The following is a 19143-nucleotide window of genomic DNA, read 5'->3' as shown; positions in this document are numbered from 1 at the left end:
CCAATAATATTTTGCAATCGCACAAAATTTTGGTTAAAATTGCTTTGAATTTAAATTACTAACTGTTCATTAACTTTTTGGAGGACTGCAAATGTCTCTGATCAACACCACAATCAAGCCATTCAAAGCCACTGCATACTGGAACGGCAAGGAAATCAACCTGACCGAAGCCGACGTAATGGGCAAGTGGTCTGTGTTCTTTTTCTACCCTGCTGACTTCACGTTCGTGTGCCCCACTGAATTGGGCGACCTGGCAGACCAGTACGAAGAACTGAAAGCCATGGGCGTGGAAGTGTTCTCTGTATCCACAGACACACACTTCACACACAAGGCTTGGGCTGACGCCACAGAAACAATCGGCAAAATCCGCTTCCCAATGATCGGTGACCCCACTGGTCAAATCACACGCAACTTCGGCGTGATGATTGAAGAAGAAGGCCTGGCACTGCGCGGTACATTCGTACTCGACCCACAGGGCGTGATCAAAGTGATGGAAGTGCACGACCTGGGCATTGGCCGTGACGCATCCGAACTGAAGCGCAAGATTCAAGCCGCTCAATACATCGCCAAGAACCCAGGCCAGGCTTGTCCAGCCAAGTGGAAAGAAGGCGACGCCGCTTTGACTCCTTCACTGGACCTGGTTGGCAAGATCTAAATTTAAATTCAAATCACCTTTGAATTTTTAGCAGTAAACCGCTCCCCACAAGGGAGCGGCCCCACGTTCAAACACATTTGACGAACACCCCTCGGAGTACCCCATGCTCGATGCAAACATCAAACAACAACTGAAGACCTATCTGCAGATGCTGCGCCACCCCATTGAACTGGTGGCCTCGCTCGACAACAGCGACAAAGCACGCGATATGGAACAGCTGGTGCAAGAAATCGCAGAGTGTTCAAACCAGGTATCTGTGCGCCTGGACGGCGACTACAACCTGCGCCCCTCCTTCTCGATCGCCAAACAGGGCGAAGAGGGCCGCGTGCGTTTTGCCGGTTTGCCCATGGGACATGAATTCACATCATTGCTACTCGGTTTGCTGCATGTGGGCGGCCACCCACCCAAGGTGGAAGCTGATGTCATCGAACAAATTAAGGGCTTGCAAGCGCCTGCAAATGGCGGCCATTTTGAAACCGTGATTTCGCTGAGCTGCCACAACTGCCCCGACGTAGTACAAGCCTTCAATACCATTGCTGCATTGAACCCGGCGTTTAGCCACACCATGATTGATGGCGGCATGTTCCAGCCACTCGTGGAACAGCGTAAGGTAATGGCTGTACCCACGGTGTTTCAAGGCAGCCAAGGTAACAGCAATGAAAGCTTTGGTTCCGGCCGCATGACTTTGGAAGAAATTGTTGCGAAGCTGGACACAGGCGCCGCAGAAAAAGACGCTGCCAAACTGAATGCCAAAGGCGAGTTTGATGTGCTGATTGTGGGTGGTGGGCCAGCCGGCGCGGCAGCCGCAATTTACGCCGCACGCAAAGGCGTAAAAACCGGTGTTTTGACCGAACGTTTTGGTGGCCAGGTGCTTGACACGCTGGGCATTGAAAACTTCATTTCCGTGAAAGAAACTGAAGGCCCGAAACTGGTGGCTGCGCTGGAACAGCACGTGAAAGAATACGACATCGACGTGATGAACCTGCAACGCGCCAAGGGCCTGCAGAAACTCGCCGGTGGCAAAGTTGAAGTTGAACTGGAAAACGGCGCGAAGCTGACCAGCAAAACCATCATTCTGAGCACGGGTGCACGCTGGCGCGAAATGAATGTACCCGGCGAAGCCGAGTACCGCAACAAGGGCGTGGCTTACTGCCCCCACTGCGATGGCCCCCTGTACAAAGGCAAACGCGTGGCCGTCATTGGCGGCGGCAACAGTGGCGTTGAAGCTGCAATCGACCTCGCTGGCATTGTGAAAGAAGTGACCCTGTTCGAGTTCGACACCAAGCTGAAAGCCGACGCTGTCTTGCAGAAAAAACTGTACAGCCTGCCCAATGTGAAAGTGATTCTGAACGCATTGACCACAGAGGTAAACGGCGACGGCACCAAGGTGTACGGCCTTAGCTACAAAGACCGCGCCACCGACGAGGTAAAGCAGGTTGAGTTGGAAGGTATTTTTGTTCAAATTGGTTTGCTGCCCAACACCGACTGGCTGAAAGGCACACTGGAGTTGAGCAAGCACGGCGAAATCGTGGTGGACCACAAAGGCCACACCAGCATGGAAGGTGTTTTTGCTGCGGGCGACTGCACCACAGCGCCTTACAAGCAGATCATCATCGCCATGGGCGAAGGTGCCAATGCCTCACTGGCTGCATTTGATCATTTGATTCGTCAATAACACTTAACCCACTGCAATCGAAACCCCGGCCGGACCCGCCGGGGTTTTTTGTTTTTAACAACAATAGATTGTTACCAACAAGGGAGTTTTACGAAAAATTCCTCATAAAGTTATTGATATCGATTATCATTCGTCTTCATATTAATTTCTGAGAAAAACATGCAGCATTCCCCGAAACCCATCGCCCTTGCAGTGGCCTTGGCACTAAGCAGCCTCGCCAATGCCCAAGAAAATCCACAAACCTTGCCCGACGTTGATGTAATCGACTTCCGTGGCGAACAAATGGACAGCATCAAGTACACACGACCCTTGCAGGAAACACCGCGCATCATCACGGTATTGCCGCAGGACTTGCTTGAAGAACAAAATGTCACCTCACTGAATGAGGCCTTGCGCAACATTCCCGGTATCAGTCTTCAGGCTGGGGAAGGCAACCCACCCGGTGGCGATCAGCTAAAAATTCGCGGTTTCAATGCCCGTGACGACATCAACGTCAACGGCATGCGCGACATTGGCAACTACTTCCGCGATCCGTTTTTCATCGAGCAACTGGAAGTGGTCAAAGGCCCGAACTCGGCCTTCTCGGGTCGGGGCTCTGCGGGCGGTACCATCAACTTTGTGACCAAACAACCCTTGGGAATTGATTTCAATCGTGCTGAAGTCAGCGTAGGCACTGACAGCTTTTTCCGCACCACGCTGGATATGAACCGTGTGCTAGATGAGGACGAAGCCCTTCGCATCAACTTGATGAAACACAGCGCCGATCTGCCTGGCCGTAACACAGCCGAAGAGGACCGATACGGTGTCTATGCGGCTTACACCTGGGGATTGAACAAACCAACTTCAATTACTGCTGATGTATTGCACATCAAAACCAATGACATTCCGGATGCTGGCTTGCCTTTCGACCGCCGCAACGGTGGTACTGGCCGCTTGCCCGATGGCATCAATTTCGACAACTTCTACGGCCACACCAATGACTACAAAGACATTGAAGTAAACCAGATTGGCTTGGCAGTTCAGCATGCGCTGGCCAGCGGACAGGTGATTCGCAATCAAACCCGATTTGCACAAGTTGGGAATGACTCGATTACATCGTCTCCAAGATTTGTAGACAACGGAACAGGTGCAGGGAACAACAACCCTGCCTCGGGTTTTGCGGTAGGCAATTTGAAACCACGTGACCAGGTAGACACCAGCTTTAGGAACCAAACGGATTTGCTGTTCAGCCTTAACACCGGCAGCATTCAACACGACATGGTGGCTGGTTTCGATTTCGGTTTCTATGAATACGAAAACCGCCGACGTTTGGACACCAATGGCCCCGTCACCAGCTTGTTTAACCCGGCAGAACGCGAATTCACGGGAACACTGGCCTACGGCGGCATTCACCGGTTCGAGACCGAAGAAATGGGCATTTATCTGCTCGACACCATGAAGTTCAATGAAAAATGGGAGCTGAATGCAGGCATTCGCTACGACAAAGTAAAGGCTTTCGCGAATGAGGAAGACCGCCAAAATTCCACAGCCGCAGGCTTGACACCCCAGCAAGCAGAAAACCGCAGCTTCATGCGCGAAGACACCGAGACCAGCTACAGCCTGGGCTTGGTGCACAAACTGACGCCAAACCATGCCTTGTATGCATCGTATGGTACTGCCTTCAACATTTCAGGCAACTTTGATCGCAACCAAATTCAGCTTGCCGGCGGCAGCATGAATGACCGGGTGGCTGGCAACACGTTCGACACGCCCACTGAAAAAATTCAGGCCTATGAACTGGGCAGCAAAATGACAATTGGTGAAGGACTTGACATCAATGCTGCAGTTTTCCGCACAGAAACGGATGAAGGTCGCTTGCCCGCACCCGCCGCTGGTGGTGTAACCACACCAAACGTGGAATATTACATTGATGGTTTCGAAGTACTCGTTGCGGGACAAGTGACCAAGGCGTGGAAACTTTACTCAGGCTACACCTACCTCGAATCTGAAGTGACTAGCGCACCCACTTCTCCCTTCTCCGTGGGTCAGGAACTGGGTGGAACACCCAAGCACTCGTTCAATATTTTCACCACCTATGACATCACACCCAAATTCACTTTGGGTGGTGGCCTGCAGTATGTGGATGAACAAACCAGCGGTGTTCAACCCGACACCACAGGCAATGTGAAAGTGAGCATCCCAAGCTACACCGTGGTTGATTTGTACACCACCTACAAATTCACCAAGGACGTTCAGGTTCGCTTGAACTTGTACAATGTGTTTGACGAACGATATATCTCCCAACTGGCTGAAGGCGGTGGTCAGGGCATTCCCGGAGAAGGTCGTCAGTTGATCGCCACCTTGAGATATGACTTTTAATTAGGCGACACACGCACATGCTAGTCACCATCGACAACGTTCTGAGCGCCGAAGAGCTTGCAGGCATCCACAAGTTGCTGCAGCAAGCCGACTGGGCAACCGGTCAAAGTGCGGGGACACAGGCCCGCCTGGTCAAGAACAATCTTCAAATTCCAGAAGGAAGCGAAGTGTTGCGAGAACTGCGTGTGTTGGTGATGCGCGCATTGAACAGAAGCAGCCGATTGATTTCGGCTGCCCTGCCCTACAAAATTCTGCCACCCAACTTCAATCGCTATGCCGGTGAAACCAATCACTACGGCTTGCACACTGACAGCACCGTGCGTTATTTGCCAGACGGCAGCGCGTTGCGCACCGACATTTCTGCCACGCTGTTTTTGTCGAAACCTGAAGACTACGAGGGTGGTGAACTGGTCATTGAAGACACCTATGGCATGCAAACGGTTAAGTTGTCGGCAGGCAGTCTGGTGGTTTACCCATCGGGTTCCATGCACCAAGTGAATCCGGTCACTCGCGGTGAACGGTTGGCGTGCTACATGTTCATGCAAAGCATGGTGAAAGATCTGGAATGCCGGCGTCTGTTGTTTCAAATGGATGAATCCCTCATCAAGCTGCGCACGCAATACGGCGAGGGCCACCCTGAACTGGTTCGGCTTACTGGCTTGTACAACAACCTGCTTCGCAAATGGACTGAGTGCTGAGTAGTCCAAGAGCAGCCAGACCAATACCTATCCCTGTTCACACACATCAATAAATCAAAGATTTGAAGGTTCGAGAGTCTATTTGCTAACAAAAATGATTATCATTACTAGTCAGTAAATTAAATTGAAGTTGAATGAAACTCACCAGCTACGGTCGCCCTTTCGACATTTCGGTTCGTCTGCTACTCGCGACCATCGGGGGCTATTTCATTTCAATGTGGGCGGCCATACTGCTCGCCCCTGTTTTACCGGGGCAACGGCACACACAGGTTTTGACTGCAATTGAAATTGTGTTCCTGATTTATCTCGCAGTTTTTATCTGGGCTTTTACACGCCTGTCATTAAAGCGACTCAGCCTCGAAACCTTCGCTGCGCTATTGATCACCGGCGCGGCAGTGTGGGCCACACACGGGGGCCTGTCATGAAGCTGTCTTTCCGCGCACGCATGTCTGCCCTTCACACCTGGACCGGTTTGCTGTTGGGCTGGGTGCTGTACTTCATGTTTGTCACCGGCACGCTGGGTTATCTGGACACGGAAATAGACCGCTGGATGAAACCGGAGCTGCCCGAAGCACAATACGTTTCAGAGCCAGGCCAAGCCATTCAAACCAGTTTTGACTACTTGAATTCGGTTGCGCCGAATGCTGAAAGCTGGTTAATTCAGCTTCCGAAAAACCGCAATCAACCCTACCTGCAAGTGCACTGGAAACTGCCAGATGAAGGGGCACGCAAAACCGAACTGCTCGACATACACACTGGCCAGCCATTCGACACGCGAGAAACAAAAGGCGGGCAATTGCTTTACCAAATGCACTGGAAGCTGCACTACCTGCCGCGCACCATCAGCGACTGGGTGGTTACCTTGGCCACCCTGTTCATGTTTGTGGCCATTGTGACTGGCGTAATCGTTCACAAGAAAATTTTTACCGAGTTTTTTACCTTTCGGCCCAAGAAAGGCGCGCGCTCGTGGCTGGACATGCACAACTTGATGAGTGTCACCACCCTGCCCTTTCAACTCATGATCACCTACTCCGGTTTGGTGTTCATGATGTTTGTTTGTTTTCCCTGGATCATTTCCACCTTCTACGGCCCTGGGCAGGACAACAAACAACAATTTTTTCACGAGGTGTTTGTATCACTGCCCGATGCAAAACCTTCAGGAACACCCTCAGCCATGCTTCCCGTTCCAGCCTTGCTGGAAGAAGCTGAAAAGCACATGCCACTGCAGCGTATTTCGGGCATTGAAGTGGAAGCGCCCAACGATGAGGCCAGCAGAATTGCATTCAATTCAGGTGTTTCGGAATCATTGTTGAGAAGTGCAGAAATCGTAACCTTGAATGCCAGCACAGGCGAATTGATTTTGCACCGCACACAAACCGGATCGGCAGCACGCGGATTTCGCGATGTCATGCTGGGCTTGCATGAAGGCTTGTACGCAGGCCCCTGGCTTCGGCTGTTGTATGTGGTGTCAGGTTTGATGGGCTGTGCCATGGTGGCCACTGGTGTGTTTTATTGGGTGAAGTCTCGCCAGAAGAAAGAAAAGAAAAACACGCAACGCAAAGACCTGCGCTGGGTGCAAGCCGTGAACGTGGGCGTGGTGCTGGGTTTTCCGGTGGCTTTGCCGGTTTACTTTCTGGCCAATCGTCTGCTGCCAACGGACTATGCAGGCCGAAGTGAAATGGAAGTGGCGTGTTTGTTCTCCGCCTGGCTTGTGGCCATTCTCGTGGCCAGTGTTTTGCCAAGCAAAAAAGCAGTGTTGTGGCTAAGTGTTGCTGGTGCATTGCTTTACGCCCTGCTTCCAGTGCTGGCGGCCACAACCGCGACACGGCACTTATTCAATGCGCACATGCATCAGGACTGGGTGCTGGCCGGCTTCGATGCCACCACCCTGTTGACCGCAACGCTGCTGGCAGGGCTGGCCTGGTATTGCCATCGCAAAAAGGAAGGCTGACATGTTGGCTCTCGCATTCATTTTAATTTGTTGTGCGCTCGCGTTCATCGCAAGTGGCATGTATCGCCACCAACGCGATCCCGCATTCCAATTGCTTCAACGCCTGGGCAGCCCTTCGGTAAGGCGTTGCGCAGGCTTTGTGTGGCTGGTATTCGCACTGCTGTTACTCACAACAAACAACACACTTTCGCATGCACTGGTTGAATGGTTCGGCTTGTTCAGCGTGGCCAGCGTGCTCACCATGGCGGTGTCCAGATTCGGCAGGAAAGGTTGAACAACATGGCCAGCCATACCGATCCACGCAGCCTGTTCACCAACCACCATGCCTGGCTGCAATCCTGGCTGGTGCGCAAAATGGGTAACAGTTTCGATGCCGCCGATTTGGCCCAAGATGTGTTCATGCGGGTTCTAACCCGCCAGCACACACAGCCGCTGGGCGAACCCCGCGCCTACCTTTCCACCATTGCAAAAAATTTAATGGTGGACCACTGGCGCAGACGTGCACTTGAAAAGGCATGGCTGGAAACGCTGGCAGCCATGCCCGAGGCAGAAACACCCGCCCCCGAACAACGCCTGATGTTTCTTGAAACACTGATTGAAATTGATCGAGTACTGGATGCACTGAAACCACCCGTGCGGAAGGCGTTTTTACTGGCCCAGCTTGACGGCTACACCTGCCCGCAAATCGCCAAGGAATTACAGGTGTCACTGGCCACAGCAGAACGCTATATTTCCAGGGCTTTGAAGCAATGCTACAGCCTGCGGTTTGAATCATGAACATGTTGCCCAAGCACATTGTTGACGAGGCCATCGCCTGGACCGTCAAGCTGCACTACAACACACCCACTGAAACCACGCTGGCCCGTTTCACTGAATGGTTGCAACGACACCCTTCGCACAGGGAGGCCTGGCAACGCGTGTCTGCATTCAAGGTTGAGCATTCAAAGCTGCCTGCAAAACTTGCCCATGCCACCCTGAACTCCCTTCAGCAACAACGCCTTGCGGAAACACAGCAACGCCGGCGCGTGCTGAAGGTATTTGGCTTTGGCGCACTCGCAATTGGCAGTGGTTGGCTGGCGCGCGACCACACACCTTGGCAGCGCATGGTTGCAGATGTCAGCACCTCGGTAGGCGAGCAGCGCACACTAAGCTTAAGTGATGGAACCACCCTGACCTTGAACACCGATACGGCTGTGAGTGCCCACCTGACTGGCCCTACGCGTCGAATCACGCTGCAGCGTGGCGAAATTCGGATCGACACCGGGGCTGATGTGAACCAGCCCAGCAAGCGACCTTTTTTTGTAGATACCCCTTTCGGTCCAATTCAGGCAATCGGCACCCGGTTCACGGTACGGCTGTACAACGACGGTGCGAAAGTGGCTGTTCAGGAAGGCGCTGTGCGTTTGTTTCCAGCCAGTGGCGCTGTACCCGCCCTGGTTCAAACCGGTGAACACCACTGGCTTGGCAAAACACACACCGAAAAACTGCACACCACAACAATCGATCCTGCAAGCTGGGCGGAAGGTGTGATCACAGCCGAGAACATGCGCCTCGAAGATTTGATCAGGGAACTGGCCCGCTACCGCACCGGCATTTTACGTTGCCACCCCGGCATTGCAGACCAGCGTGTTTCCGGTATTTTCCAGATTCAGCAAATCGACAACACGCTGCAATTTCTGGCGCGCACTGAAAAGCTGAAGCTTACTTACCGCACCCAATTCTGGGTGAGCATTGAGGGGATTTGAGTTTTCGCTCGTCAAGTGAAGTGAAACCCCATTTATTCATTTCCATCATCCTGACTTTTTCGAGCCTTCAATGAACACATTCAAATCTTTTCACGGCCTGCGCATGAAACCGCTGGCAAGCCTTGTACAGGCCACCCTGCTCAGCATCGGCCTGGGCACCACCTTGCATGCACCTGCTTTCGCACAAGCAAGCCCTGCAAATCAGCAAGCCGAACAAAGCTACAACATTGCGGCGGGCCCACTGGGTGCTGCACTGGAGCAATTCGCACGCACTGCCAACGTGAATCTCAGTTACAGCCAGGGTTTGGTGGCAGGCAAACAAAGCCAGGGTGCCAGGGGTAATTTCAGTACCCAGGCTGCGCTGGACATGATCTTGAGCAACACGGGAGTTGAGGCCAGCACACAGCAAGGTGGCGGCTTTGTGCTACGCGCGGCGCCTGTGCGCAGCGGTGGCACCCTGCCCACCGTGTCAGTGGCTGCACAGGCAGAACAGGAATCAGCAACAGGCCCAGTCATTGGTTACCGGGCCACGCAAAGCAGTACAGCCACACGTTCAGACATCGCACTGCGCGACACGCCACAATCGGTCACCGTCATCAGTGAACAAGCCATTAAAGATTTGGCGCCTCGCGCACTGGACGAAATCGCCGACTACATTGCCGGCGTGGACAAGGAAGGTGTGCAAGGCAACCCCTACGCCATCAGTTTTTACCTGCGAGGCTTTAACACCGCAGGCGCTGCAAGTGCCTACAACGGCTTTCGCGAAAGCGGGTTTGAAACACCACAATCAGCGGTGAACATTGAGCGCATTGAATTTTTGAAAGGCCCCGCTTCGGTGTTGTACGGCGGCGCAGGCTCACTGTCGGGCCTGGTGAATATTGTGACCAAACGCCCTGAAGCTGAAACCAGCAGAACGCTTGAAACGACCATTGGCAGCTTTGGCTTGCTGGGCACCAGCCTGGACAGCACAGGCTCGCTCAATGAAGACGGCAGTGTTCGCTATCGACTGACCGCCGATTTGCAAAAAGACGGTTTTTTCGCAGACCAGTTGAGTGGCAACAGCACCATGGTCAGCCCAGTGTTGGCGTGGGACATTTCCGAAGACACCACGGTTGAATTCGAACTGCTGACCCAAAACATTGATCGCCCCGGGCGCGAGGCCTATTTCATTCGGCATCCTGATTTCTTCAAAATTCCAACCGACATTCAACTTGGCGACCCGACCAACCCCTTGGGCGCAGGTGGCAAGCTGACACGCGACCTGGCCCGCATCGACTTTACACACAAGCTGGAGAACGGCTGGAAGTTCCGCCAGGGCTTTTACGCGAACAATGTGTACAGCGATGACAGCACCATTCAGGGCACCAGCTACGACCCCACGACCAATTTGCTGAGTCGCCGTGTTCGGCAGGTGGAGTCCTATGATCGTTCCCGAATTTCCCAAACCGAGCTGTCTGGCCTGGGGCAAACCGGCAGCATTGCGCACAACTGGCTGGTCGGTTTCGAATATGGAAAAATCACCTCCGGTTACGGCTTCATTGTGGCACCGTACACCCCGCTCAATATTTTCAATCCGCAGTACCCGGGACAGGCCACTGGCCCACTGGTGGAACCATTCCCGGGCGTGGATTCCGGCAGCAACACGCAGGCCATTTACTTTCAGGACCTGATGGACTTCGGCAATGGATTCAAAGCCCTGTTGGGCGGTCGATACGATGAACTGGAAACCTTCAGCCAGGACCGCGTTGCAGGCAGCACCAAAACCGAAAAATCAGACTCCGCTTTTTCTCCACGCGCAGGCCTTGTGTGGCAACCGCGCGATGATGTTTCTTATTACACCAGCTGGAGTAAATCCTTTACACCCAACAGCGGGCGCGATGTCAACGGCAACGACTTTGATCCTCAAGAAGGTGAGCAATACGAGATTGGCGTGAAGTACGACTTCACACCAAGAATGACCATCAATGCAGCGCTGTTTGATTACACACGCCAAAATGTTTCCACGACTGATCCTGCCAATATTGGTTTCAATATTGCAGTGGGTGAACAACAATCCCAAGGCTTCGAGCTGGAGGTGTTCGGCGAAGTGATGCCAGGTTGGGAAATGATTGCCAGCTACAACTACATTGACGCCAAAATTACCCAGGACAATCGACTGCCTGTGGGCGATCAACTCACGGGTGTTCCTGAAAATGCATTTGGTTTGTTCAACAAATTCAATCTGGGTCGCTTTGGTTTGTCCCGCTGGAGCATTACTGCAGGTGTAAGCTACGCCGACGCCCGCGTATCTGGCCTGCCCAATGACCCGGCCGGTCCTTTGACCGCAGCGGATGTCGAGCTACCCTCTTACACCAAGCTGGACGCCGGTGTCATTTATGATGCAGGCGACTGGAGCGTTCGCTTAAGCGGTGCAAACCTCACCGATGAAGACATCTACGATGGCTACATTTCAACTTTTGCTCCACGCGCTGGCCGTTCATTTAACTTGACCTACAGCACAAACTTCTAATATTGCTTTCGCCCACCTGAACTTTTCAGGTGGGTATTGCTTGTCAAAACAGCAGTATTTATTGATAATGATTATCATTAACAATAAATTCAGTTGATCATGTCCTTGCCTCCCGAACCCTATCTTGGCCAAGCCGCCACATCCCTGTTCGCAGTCAAAACGACCATTCACGGTACACCCAGCCCGGCGGGCTCAAGACGGCGCAGGCTGTGGGAAATGTGTGGCACCGCGCAATGCCCTGTGGTGGGTATTTGCCTGCCCATGCCCCTGGTGAAAAAACTGGCTGCCAAACATTTGCAACATACGGAGAGCCGCGCAAGTAACTATGAAACCCATTGCGCAGTGGTGGTGGCCTGCAAAACCAAATCATCATTTGGCAAGCTGGTACAGGAACAACTCGACCAGCGATTTCAAAATGAAGTGCGAGCGGTGCAAAGCCTGAAAACACGAGAAGCCTTGTGGGCTCACTGGACTGAACACAAGGAAGCAAGCAACTTTCCCGGCGTGTTCTGGAGCGTGTTAAGCCACCCACGCTGCGATGCCGCCATGGAATTTGAAGTGCTGGGCCATGCCCACATGCTGCAGCACCAGGCCGGTTGCGAACGGCAAACCCACGAGCAGCATAAAACTGCACTGCAAGAACAATTGAAAGCGGCGCTGGCTGGCAACAAAAAGCTGGAAGAAAAATACCTTGCCCTGCAAAACACCCACACGCAAACCCAGCAACGCCAGCAAGAGACCATTTCAGCGCTGCAAACCGAGTTGGCCAGCCAACATGGTGAAATGCAAAAACTGCAACTTGCATTGAGCATGGCAAAAACCACTCCCAAGCACTCAAGCAGCGATCTGGCGGCCGAAATTGAAATTATGCGTGCGCGGGTGTCCTCACTCAAGGCATCCCATCAGCTTGAATTGTCTTCCATCCACGCACGCGTGAAAGAACTGGAAGCCTTGTTGGCCAAACGCCCCACTGCTTTTGCCATTCAGCCCGCAGAGGCCTCAACACCCGCCTGTACAAAACCCTGCAACAAGCCGCTGGAAAATCGCTGTGTGTTGTGTGTCGGCGGGCGCCCATCGGCAGTACCACTATACAGGCAAACCGTGGAAACCCGTGGTGCCACTTTCATGCATCACGATGGCGGGCAAGAAGAAGGCATTGCCCAACTGGATGCAAAACTGAACAGCGCCGACCTGGTAATTTGCCAGGCTGGCTGCGTAAGCCATGAAGCTTATTTTCGGGTGAAAGAACACTGCAAGAAGCGCGGCATTCAGTGTGTGTATGTGCAAAACCCAAGCAAATCTGCATTGAGAAAGGCGCTGCAAACCCTTGCAGCGCCTGCTTGAACGATTTTTCCTAAGCGGGCCACATCAATTTCAACAGACCCGGCCTGTTTGCAAGCGCAAAGGCAACCGCCACCGCCCCACCTACCATCAACATAATCCACACCAGCGCTGCAATGGAGGGTCTGTCGGCCACCATGCACACCACCAGTGAAACCAACAAAGCGAGGTATCCCAACACCTTCAACAACACACGGGGTGGACGGCTTTCAGCCAGGGGAATTTGCTTCACCTGGGCCCAATGCACGTCCATGGACAAGGCCAACCAGGACATGCCCAGCAGGCTGAGCACAGCAGCTACGGATAGATAAAGTGCTTCAAGCATGGGCCACCTCGCCTGCTTCAGTGTTCGACTGCTTTGCAGGTTTTTTGACCTCAAGCTGTGCACCACGCTCGCGCCGGGCAAGTTTCAACGCCGCCCAGCCACTGACGAAAGCACATGCCAACAGGCTTAAATCAACACCAGCCACGGGCCAGTAAGTGTCAGTGAAAATTGTTTTAAACAAGTGATCGCCGGTGGTGGCCCAGTTCAACGCAACGGCTGAAATACTGAGCATCACAAGGCCCCAGCACTGTTCACGCCACGCCGGGTTGAACAAGCCCTGTGCCACAGGTGCGCTGCGAACATAGGCGTGCAAAAAGCTCAATGCCCACACGGTCCAGAAGGTCGCTTTTTCCCAATCGGCCTTGCCCAACATATCGGCAGGCAAAATACGGTTCATCACCAACATACCCACTGCGGCCATCACCATGCCGGTTACCGTAGTTACCGCCAGTGAATCAACCACCCGGCTGCCATTGCTGCCACTTTTCGCGTGCTGAGCCTTGCGTTTTTCAACGAAGAAAATAAAACCGGTTGCAATACACACCGCTCCCAACAAGCCACCCAATACATACAGCCAACGCAAGAACCAGTGTTCAAAGTGCTGCAAATGCAAACCTGTCAAAAATTCATTCACCTCGGAAACAGGCGTGCGCGGCGGGTCTTCACTGAGCACTTCACCCGTGCTGGTTTTGAAGTGAATACCCTCGCCCACCAAGGCAACCCGGTCGCTGCCAGCGCGGTAAATGCTCACATAACTGTTGGCATCGCCCACGTGGTGCATGACCAAAAAGCCGACTTCACCAGCCATGTCACGTTCAGCCCAGCGGCGTTTGGCTTCTTCAACCATGGCATCCACGCTGCTCATGGTGCCGGGTACACCTGCGGCATCGTGCGGCAAACCGGTTGCAGCGGCTTCGTGAATTTCATGCTGCTTGTGCAGCGGGTCAAGCAGGGTGCTGGTCACTGGCAAAAAGTAAAAACTCGCAAAAATGACCAAACCCGTGAATGCAAAAAAGAAGTGGAATGGCAAGGCCACCACACCAGTGAGGTTGTGCAAATCCAGGCTGGCGCGCTGCGTGCGCTTCCAGGGGCGGAAGGTGAAGAATTCACGAAACACTTTGCGGTGCATGATCACACCGGTGACCAATGCGGCCAGCATCATCAGCGCGGCCAAGCCCACAATCCAGATGCCCAAATTTTTCCACTTCAACTGCAAGCTGTAGTGCATGGGATAAAACCAGTGGCTGCCAATTTTCAGTTTGTCATCGGGCAACACCGCGCCGGTTCTGGGGTCCAAAGTCACATTCTTGTGAATGTGATTGTGGTCTTCCGGGTTTTTCGCCAAAGGCACACCATAGCCCACACCGGCGGCCAACACTGGGTCGCGGTGGGTTACATAGGCCCAGTATTCATCCACCGGCAGTTCGGTGCGCGGGGTCATTTCGCCCTTGGACGGGTCGTGCAGCCTTGGCATGTTCGTGGCGTAATCCACCTCATCGGGTTCAAGCCCTTGCAAGGCTGGCAACAACACCTTGTCGAATGAAGGCATGGGCTGGGCATCGAACCGTGTTTCAGGAATGGCCCAGCGGTCTATTTCGCGATCAAACACCGACAACGATCCGAAGAAAAAACAGACCATCAACACAAAACCCAACACCAGACCAAACCAGGTGTGAACCCAGGTCATGGACAAACGGAAATTACTCAACACCCCAATACCCCTTCAAGACAACATGTTTTGTTGGATCAACCAGGCGGACAAGGTCATTACTGCCCCACCCCCGGCCAACACAGCCCACACCCGCGCCACACTGTGGCTGGCAAAGGCCCACAGAAAAACGCTCAAAAACACCAGAAAAGCAAGCATCAAAACGCCGGTTTCGGCCTCATGAAAATCAACACCGAGTGCAGCCAGCCCTGCAATCCCCAGAGAAGAAAACCCCCAGGTGAATGCATAGCCACCCAGCAGTGAACACAGAATCCGATTAATCAAGTAAAGGTGGTTCGCACTGCTGACCTTGTTCATTCGAAAAACACTCACAATATTTGATGAACGGTAATGATAATTATTCTTACTTATTTAATCAATTGATCATGCGATTTAATTTGCCTATTGCCCCGTGCAAGAAAGCAAAGCAAAGGCCATCTGCTAGCATCAAGCAGTTGTCATTTGATTCACCAAAACAATGTCCATCTTGAAACGCCACGTCGGGGGAATGCTGATCCTGTTGGCAAACCACACAGCACACGCCCAATCCCCCACTCCACCCCTGGTTGAGGAAAATGAATTGCGCAGCTGCCTGCTTCTGGAGCAAGAAGGCTTGAAGCGATTCAATATCCTGGAACAACGCGCCAGCGAATTACGTGGAAGCGAGAAACTTTTGAGCGATCGGCGCATTGCCCTTCAAAACCGGAAAGCCAAACTGGATGCGGGCAAACCCGATAACAATGTAGTCAGTAACTTCAATGAGACGGTGAACACTTTTAACCAGCAGGCCGACCAGTTAAATGCTGACAAGGCCGAATTCGAGAAAGAATCGACCACCTACGACAACTGGGTGAACAACACCCTGAAACCGGCATGCAGCAAAGTAGTGAATAAACCAGTGAGCCCGGTCACCTCCTTTTATGCTTGCGGTTTTGACAGTACACAGCCGCTGGCCGGCTTGCCCCATTGCAAAACATTGCCCAACTTCGACGCGTTGAAAGCCTGTATCCAAAAAGCGGGCAGCAAAGCCAAAGCACAGGAAAGCTGTCCACCAAATTCATAGTAAAACGTTGATGAGGTTTGTGTATTTTTCCCACACCTCACCCCAATCGCAGTATGAGCATCAACACCCTTTTGGCCGGCCCCGTGTTGCGTCGCATGCAAAGCGAGCGAATCACCCTTTGGTTGGCCACTTCGCAGCCGGTGCAATGGCGGCTTGCCCTGTTTCCAGACAAACACGATTCACAAGTGCATGAAATTCGCAGCCATTGCCGTGAATTGAAAGTGGCCGCTCACTACTACATTCACCTGATCGATCTGCCCTTGAACATGCCCTTGCCGGCCGACACTTGGGTGGGTTACGAGCTCAGCTACAGGCACGGCACAAATGGCGAGTGGATCAACCTGACCCAAGAAGCCCCCCACCTGCTCTACCCCGGCAAAAGTACCTTGGGGTTTGTCATTCACAGCCAGGTGAAAAGCGTTTTGCATGGCTCTTGCCGAAAGCCGCATTACGCACGCAAGGAAGGTAATTCTGCAGGCGACGGCCTGGTTCGGGCTGACCAGCATTTGCTGGAACTGGCGAACACACCCACCGAGTGGCCAGCGCTGCTGATGATGGGTGGTGATCAAATTTACACCGACGATGTGGCCGGCCCCATGCTGGTTGCAATACACCGCTTGCTGGATGAACTGGGTTCACCCGCTGAGCCCCTGCCCGGCACGCAACTGGAAAGCAGCCACACCCTGCACCGCGAACAACCGCATTACTACACCCGCGACCAGTTGCTGCCCAAAACAAAAACCAACAAAGACATTCGCACAGTGTTGTTTACGGGGGTTAAAAAACCGGTGTTCACCACCGACAGCGCCCGCAACCACCTTATTTCCCTGGCTGAAGTCATGGCCATGTACCTGTTGGTGTGGTCGCCCATACCCTGGCGCTACACAGACATGACCATTCCGGCCGATGTGCCCACCGAGTTTGCAGAACGCTATGAGACGCAACTGGAAGCGATGGAGGAATTCGTCGCGGAACTGGATTGTGTGCACCGTTTGATGGCCCACATTCCAGTGGCCATGATGTTTGACGACCACGACATCACCGACGATTGGAACCTGAGCGCGGAGTGGGAAGAAACTGCTTACGGAGAGCCTTTCTCACGCCGCATCATTGGCAATGCACTGGTGGCTTACCTTGTGTGCCAGGCATGGGGCAATGCGCCAGAAAACTTTTCTGACGACATGATGAAGCGCTGCGATGAAGCCCTTCAACTGCCGGGCGAAGAAACGCATGAGGACCTCATTTCCGAGCTGATCGCCTTTCGGGGCTGGCAATACACCTGGAACACCAAACCAGCGCTCATGGTGATCGACACACGCACGAATCGCTGGCGCTCGGAATTCAACCCGGCGCACCCTTCGGGCTTGATGGACTGGGAATCACTGTCCGAACTGCAGCAAAAATTGCTGGGTCACGACTCTGTTTTGCTGGTGTCCCCTGCCCCCATGTTTGGGGTCAAACTGATTGAAACCATTCAGAAAGTATTTACCTGGTTTGGCAAACCTTTGATGGTCGATGCCGAAAACTGGATGGCACACCGAGGCGCGGCCAACACCTTGCTGAACCTGTTTCGGCACGGCAAAACCCCGCAAAACTTTGTGATTCTTTCCGGCGATGTGCACTACTCATTCGCCTATGAAGTAGAACTTCGCAGCAAGAAAAACAGCCCCAATATTTGGCAAATTACCAGCAGTGGTTTCCGAAATGAATTCCCGCGCAAGCTGCTCGATATTCTCGACCGTTTGAACCGGTGGTTGTATGCCCCGTGGTCACCACTGAACTGGTTTACCAAACGCAGAAAAATGCGAATTGTGCCACGCAAGCCCGACCATGGCAGCCGCGGTGAACGGCTGGTGAACGGCAGCGGTGTGGGCTTGCTCACCCTCGATGCCGCAGGTGCCCCAGTAAAAATTACCCAGCTACTCGCCGATGGCGACACCATTGAATTCCGGAAACGGATGGAAGACGAAGCACATTAAACCTGGGCAGCAGCTTGTGCCACTTCAACCTGTTGCCCCGGTTTCAGCAAGGCATTGGGATTAACCACAACGCGATCCTCAATGCTCACCCCCTGCAACACCTCCACGGTGGTGGGGAAGTTTTTGCCCAGGGTAATTTTCCTGAACTCAACCTGGTTGTCTGCATTCAAAACCACCACGGTTGCACCACCATCGCGATACACAATGGTATTGGCAGGCACCGTCACGCTCTTGCCCTTGCCGTTCGATTCTATTTTCAAACTTGCATTCAAGCCGGCAGGCAAGGCGAGTTCTCGATTGTCGAATTCGTATTCAATGCGCACAGTGCCTGTGTCTGCACGCAATTCTTGAGATGAGCGTTTAAAGCTCACGGGAATCATTTGCCCAGGGCGCTCGGCAATGCTCAAACTGGCTTCATTGGCTTGCTCGATGCGAAACAACTGGGGTTGCGGTACATCCACTTGTACACGAATTACATCGCTGTTGATAATGCGATACAGCATCATTGTGTCGTTCGGGCTGACCCTGTCGCCGCGGTCGACGTTTCGCTCGGTGATTACGCCATCAAATGGTGCTTTCAATGTGAGGTAAGCCACTTCACTTTGCAAACGAGCCACTTCGGCTTTGGCAGCACTCAAATTTGCTTTGGCCACTTCCTCAACCGCCATCAACTCATCAACCTGCTGGGCCGATACCGCGCCCGCTGTTCCCAAAGGCTCCACACGCTCGCGATTGCGTGTGGCAACCAGCAGTTCAGCTTCACGTTGCTTCACGGCAGCCCGTGCTGAATTCAGTGATGCCTCAAGCTCAGGTGCTGAAATTCGGGCCAGCACTTCGCCTGCCTTCACACGGGTTCCGATGTCTGCATAACGGGCTTCAATAAAACCGGAGCTGCGGGCAAACAGGCTGGCCTCGCGCAAGGGAGCAAGCCGTGCAGCGAATTGAATTTCGCTGCTGGCTTCGGACAGCTTTGGCTGCACTATATTCACCACCGGCATACCGGGTTGTTCCGAACCTGGCTTCAGATTCGCTTTGGCATCATGACCCCAGTAGGCCAAGCCTGCGCCACCTGCAAGCAACACAGCCAGCGTGGTTCCAATCAAGAACTGTTTATTCACGTTTGTCGTAATCACGGT

Annotated in this window: 17 protein-coding genes; 13 read left to right on the top strand and 4 right to left on the bottom strand. The window is 53.2% G+C overall.

Annotation, left to right across the window (positions count from 1 at the left end; all coding sequences use genetic code 11):
- Window positions 1-91: 91 nt before the first annotated feature.
- From ahpC to FCS97_RS14075, 11 genes are all read left to right on the top strand, one after another.
- Window positions 92-655, top strand: coding sequence for an alkyl hydroperoxide reductase subunit C (gene ahpC / locus FCS97_RS14125; protein ID WP_138519071.1), 564 nt, complete (start codon window positions 92-94; stop codon window positions 653-655).
- Between the two features lie 103 nt (window positions 656-758).
- Window positions 759-2330 (top strand): alkyl hydroperoxide reductase subunit F, encoded by a 1572-nt coding sequence (gene ahpF / locus FCS97_RS14120; protein ID WP_138519070.1) that lies wholly within the window; start codon window positions 759-761, stop codon window positions 2328-2330.
- A gap of 159 nt (window positions 2331-2489) precedes the next feature.
- Window positions 2490-4688: a TonB-dependent receptor gene (locus FCS97_RS14115; RefSeq protein WP_212746494.1), complete on the top strand. Its 2199-nt coding sequence runs from the start codon at window positions 2490-2492 to the stop codon at window positions 4686-4688.
- Between the two features lie 17 nt (window positions 4689-4705).
- The gene (locus FCS97_RS14110; protein ID WP_138519069.1) at window positions 4706-5386 is read left to right on the top strand and encodes a Fe2+-dependent dioxygenase; all 681 of its coding nucleotides are present in this window, start codon (window positions 4706-4708) and stop codon (window positions 5384-5386) included.
- 134 nt (window positions 5387-5520) lie between these two features.
- Window positions 5521-5811 (top strand): hypothetical protein, encoded by a 291-nt coding sequence (locus tag FCS97_RS14105; protein ID WP_138519068.1) that lies wholly within the window; start codon window positions 5521-5523, stop codon window positions 5809-5811.
- A complete protein-coding gene (locus FCS97_RS14100; RefSeq protein WP_138519067.1) occupies window positions 5808-7337 on the top strand; it encodes a PepSY-associated TM helix domain-containing protein in 1530 nt (509 codons plus the stop codon). The genes FCS97_RS14105 and FCS97_RS14100 overlap by 4 nt, the downstream gene beginning before the upstream one ends.
- A 1-nt stretch (window position 7338) precedes the next feature.
- Entirely contained in the window at window positions 7339-7611 is a 273-nt protein-coding gene (locus FCS97_RS14095) for a DUF3325 family protein (RefSeq protein ID WP_138519066.1), read from the top strand.
- Between the two features lie 5 nt (window positions 7612-7616).
- The gene (locus tag FCS97_RS14090) at window positions 7617-8114 is read left to right on the top strand and encodes a sigma-70 family RNA polymerase sigma factor (protein ID WP_138519065.1); all 498 of its coding nucleotides are present in this window, start codon (window positions 7617-7619) and stop codon (window positions 8112-8114) included.
- Window positions 8111-9082 (top strand): FecR domain-containing protein, encoded by a 972-nt coding sequence (locus FCS97_RS14085; RefSeq protein ID WP_138519064.1) that lies wholly within the window; start codon window positions 8111-8113, stop codon window positions 9080-9082. The genes FCS97_RS14090 and FCS97_RS14085 overlap by 4 nt, the downstream gene beginning before the upstream one ends.
- Before the next feature lie 70 nt (window positions 9083-9152).
- On the top strand, window positions 9153-11591 hold the full coding sequence (locus tag FCS97_RS14080; protein ID WP_138519063.1) for a TonB-dependent siderophore receptor: 2439 nt from the start codon (window positions 9153-9155) through the stop codon (window positions 11589-11591).
- A 99-nt stretch (window positions 11592-11690) separates the two neighbouring features.
- The gene (locus FCS97_RS14075) at window positions 11691-12935 is read left to right on the top strand and encodes a DUF2325 domain-containing protein (protein WP_138519062.1); all 1245 of its coding nucleotides are present in this window, start codon (window positions 11691-11693) and stop codon (window positions 12933-12935) included.
- Between the two features lie 10 nt (window positions 12936-12945).
- On the opposite strand, the gene FCS97_RS14070 is transcribed toward FCS97_RS14075, so the two are convergent.
- From FCS97_RS14070 to FCS97_RS14060, 3 genes are read right to left on the bottom strand one after another with little or no spacing between them, the layout of a single operon-like run.
- On the bottom strand, window positions 12946-13257 hold the full coding sequence (locus FCS97_RS14070; protein WP_138519061.1) for a DUF3325 domain-containing protein: 312 nt from the start codon (window positions 13255-13257) through the stop codon (window positions 12946-12948).
- Entirely contained in the window at window positions 13250-14968 is a 1719-nt protein-coding gene (locus FCS97_RS14065; protein WP_138519060.1) for a PepSY-associated TM helix domain-containing protein, read from the bottom strand. The genes FCS97_RS14070 and FCS97_RS14065 overlap by 8 nt, the downstream gene beginning before the upstream one ends.
- Window positions 14969-14980: 12 nt before the next feature.
- Complete coding sequence (locus tag FCS97_RS14060) at window positions 14981-15283, bottom strand: iron uptake protein (RefSeq protein ID WP_138519059.1); 303 nt, start codon at window positions 15281-15283, stop codon at window positions 14981-14983.
- A 160-nt stretch (window positions 15284-15443) separates the two neighbouring features.
- On the opposite strand from FCS97_RS14060, the gene FCS97_RS14055 reads away from it, so the two are divergent.
- On the top strand, window positions 15444-16028 hold the full coding sequence (locus FCS97_RS14055) for a hypothetical protein (RefSeq protein WP_138519058.1): 585 nt from the start codon (window positions 15444-15446) through the stop codon (window positions 16026-16028).
- A gap of 53 nt (window positions 16029-16081) precedes the next feature.
- Window positions 16082-18007 (top strand): alkaline phosphatase D family protein, encoded by a 1926-nt coding sequence (locus FCS97_RS14050; protein WP_138519057.1) that lies wholly within the window; start codon window positions 16082-16084, stop codon window positions 18005-18007.
- On the opposite strand, the gene FCS97_RS14045 is transcribed toward FCS97_RS14050, so the two are convergent.
- Window positions 18004-19140 carry an efflux RND transporter periplasmic adaptor subunit gene (locus FCS97_RS14045; RefSeq protein WP_138519056.1) on the bottom strand — a complete coding sequence of 379 codons (1137 nt, stop codon included), beginning with the start codon at window positions 19138-19140 and terminating at the stop codon, window positions 18004-18006. The genes FCS97_RS14050 and FCS97_RS14045 overlap by 4 nt on opposite strands.
- Window positions 19141-19143: the final 3 nt, after the last annotated feature.

The sequence above is a fragment of the Limnobacter alexandrii genome (genome assembly GCF_005871185.1).
Taxonomy (GTDB): Bacteria; Pseudomonadota; Gammaproteobacteria; order Burkholderiales; family Burkholderiaceae_B; genus Limnobacter; species Limnobacter alexandrii.
This window is presented reverse-complemented; position numbering and strand designations above follow the sequence as displayed.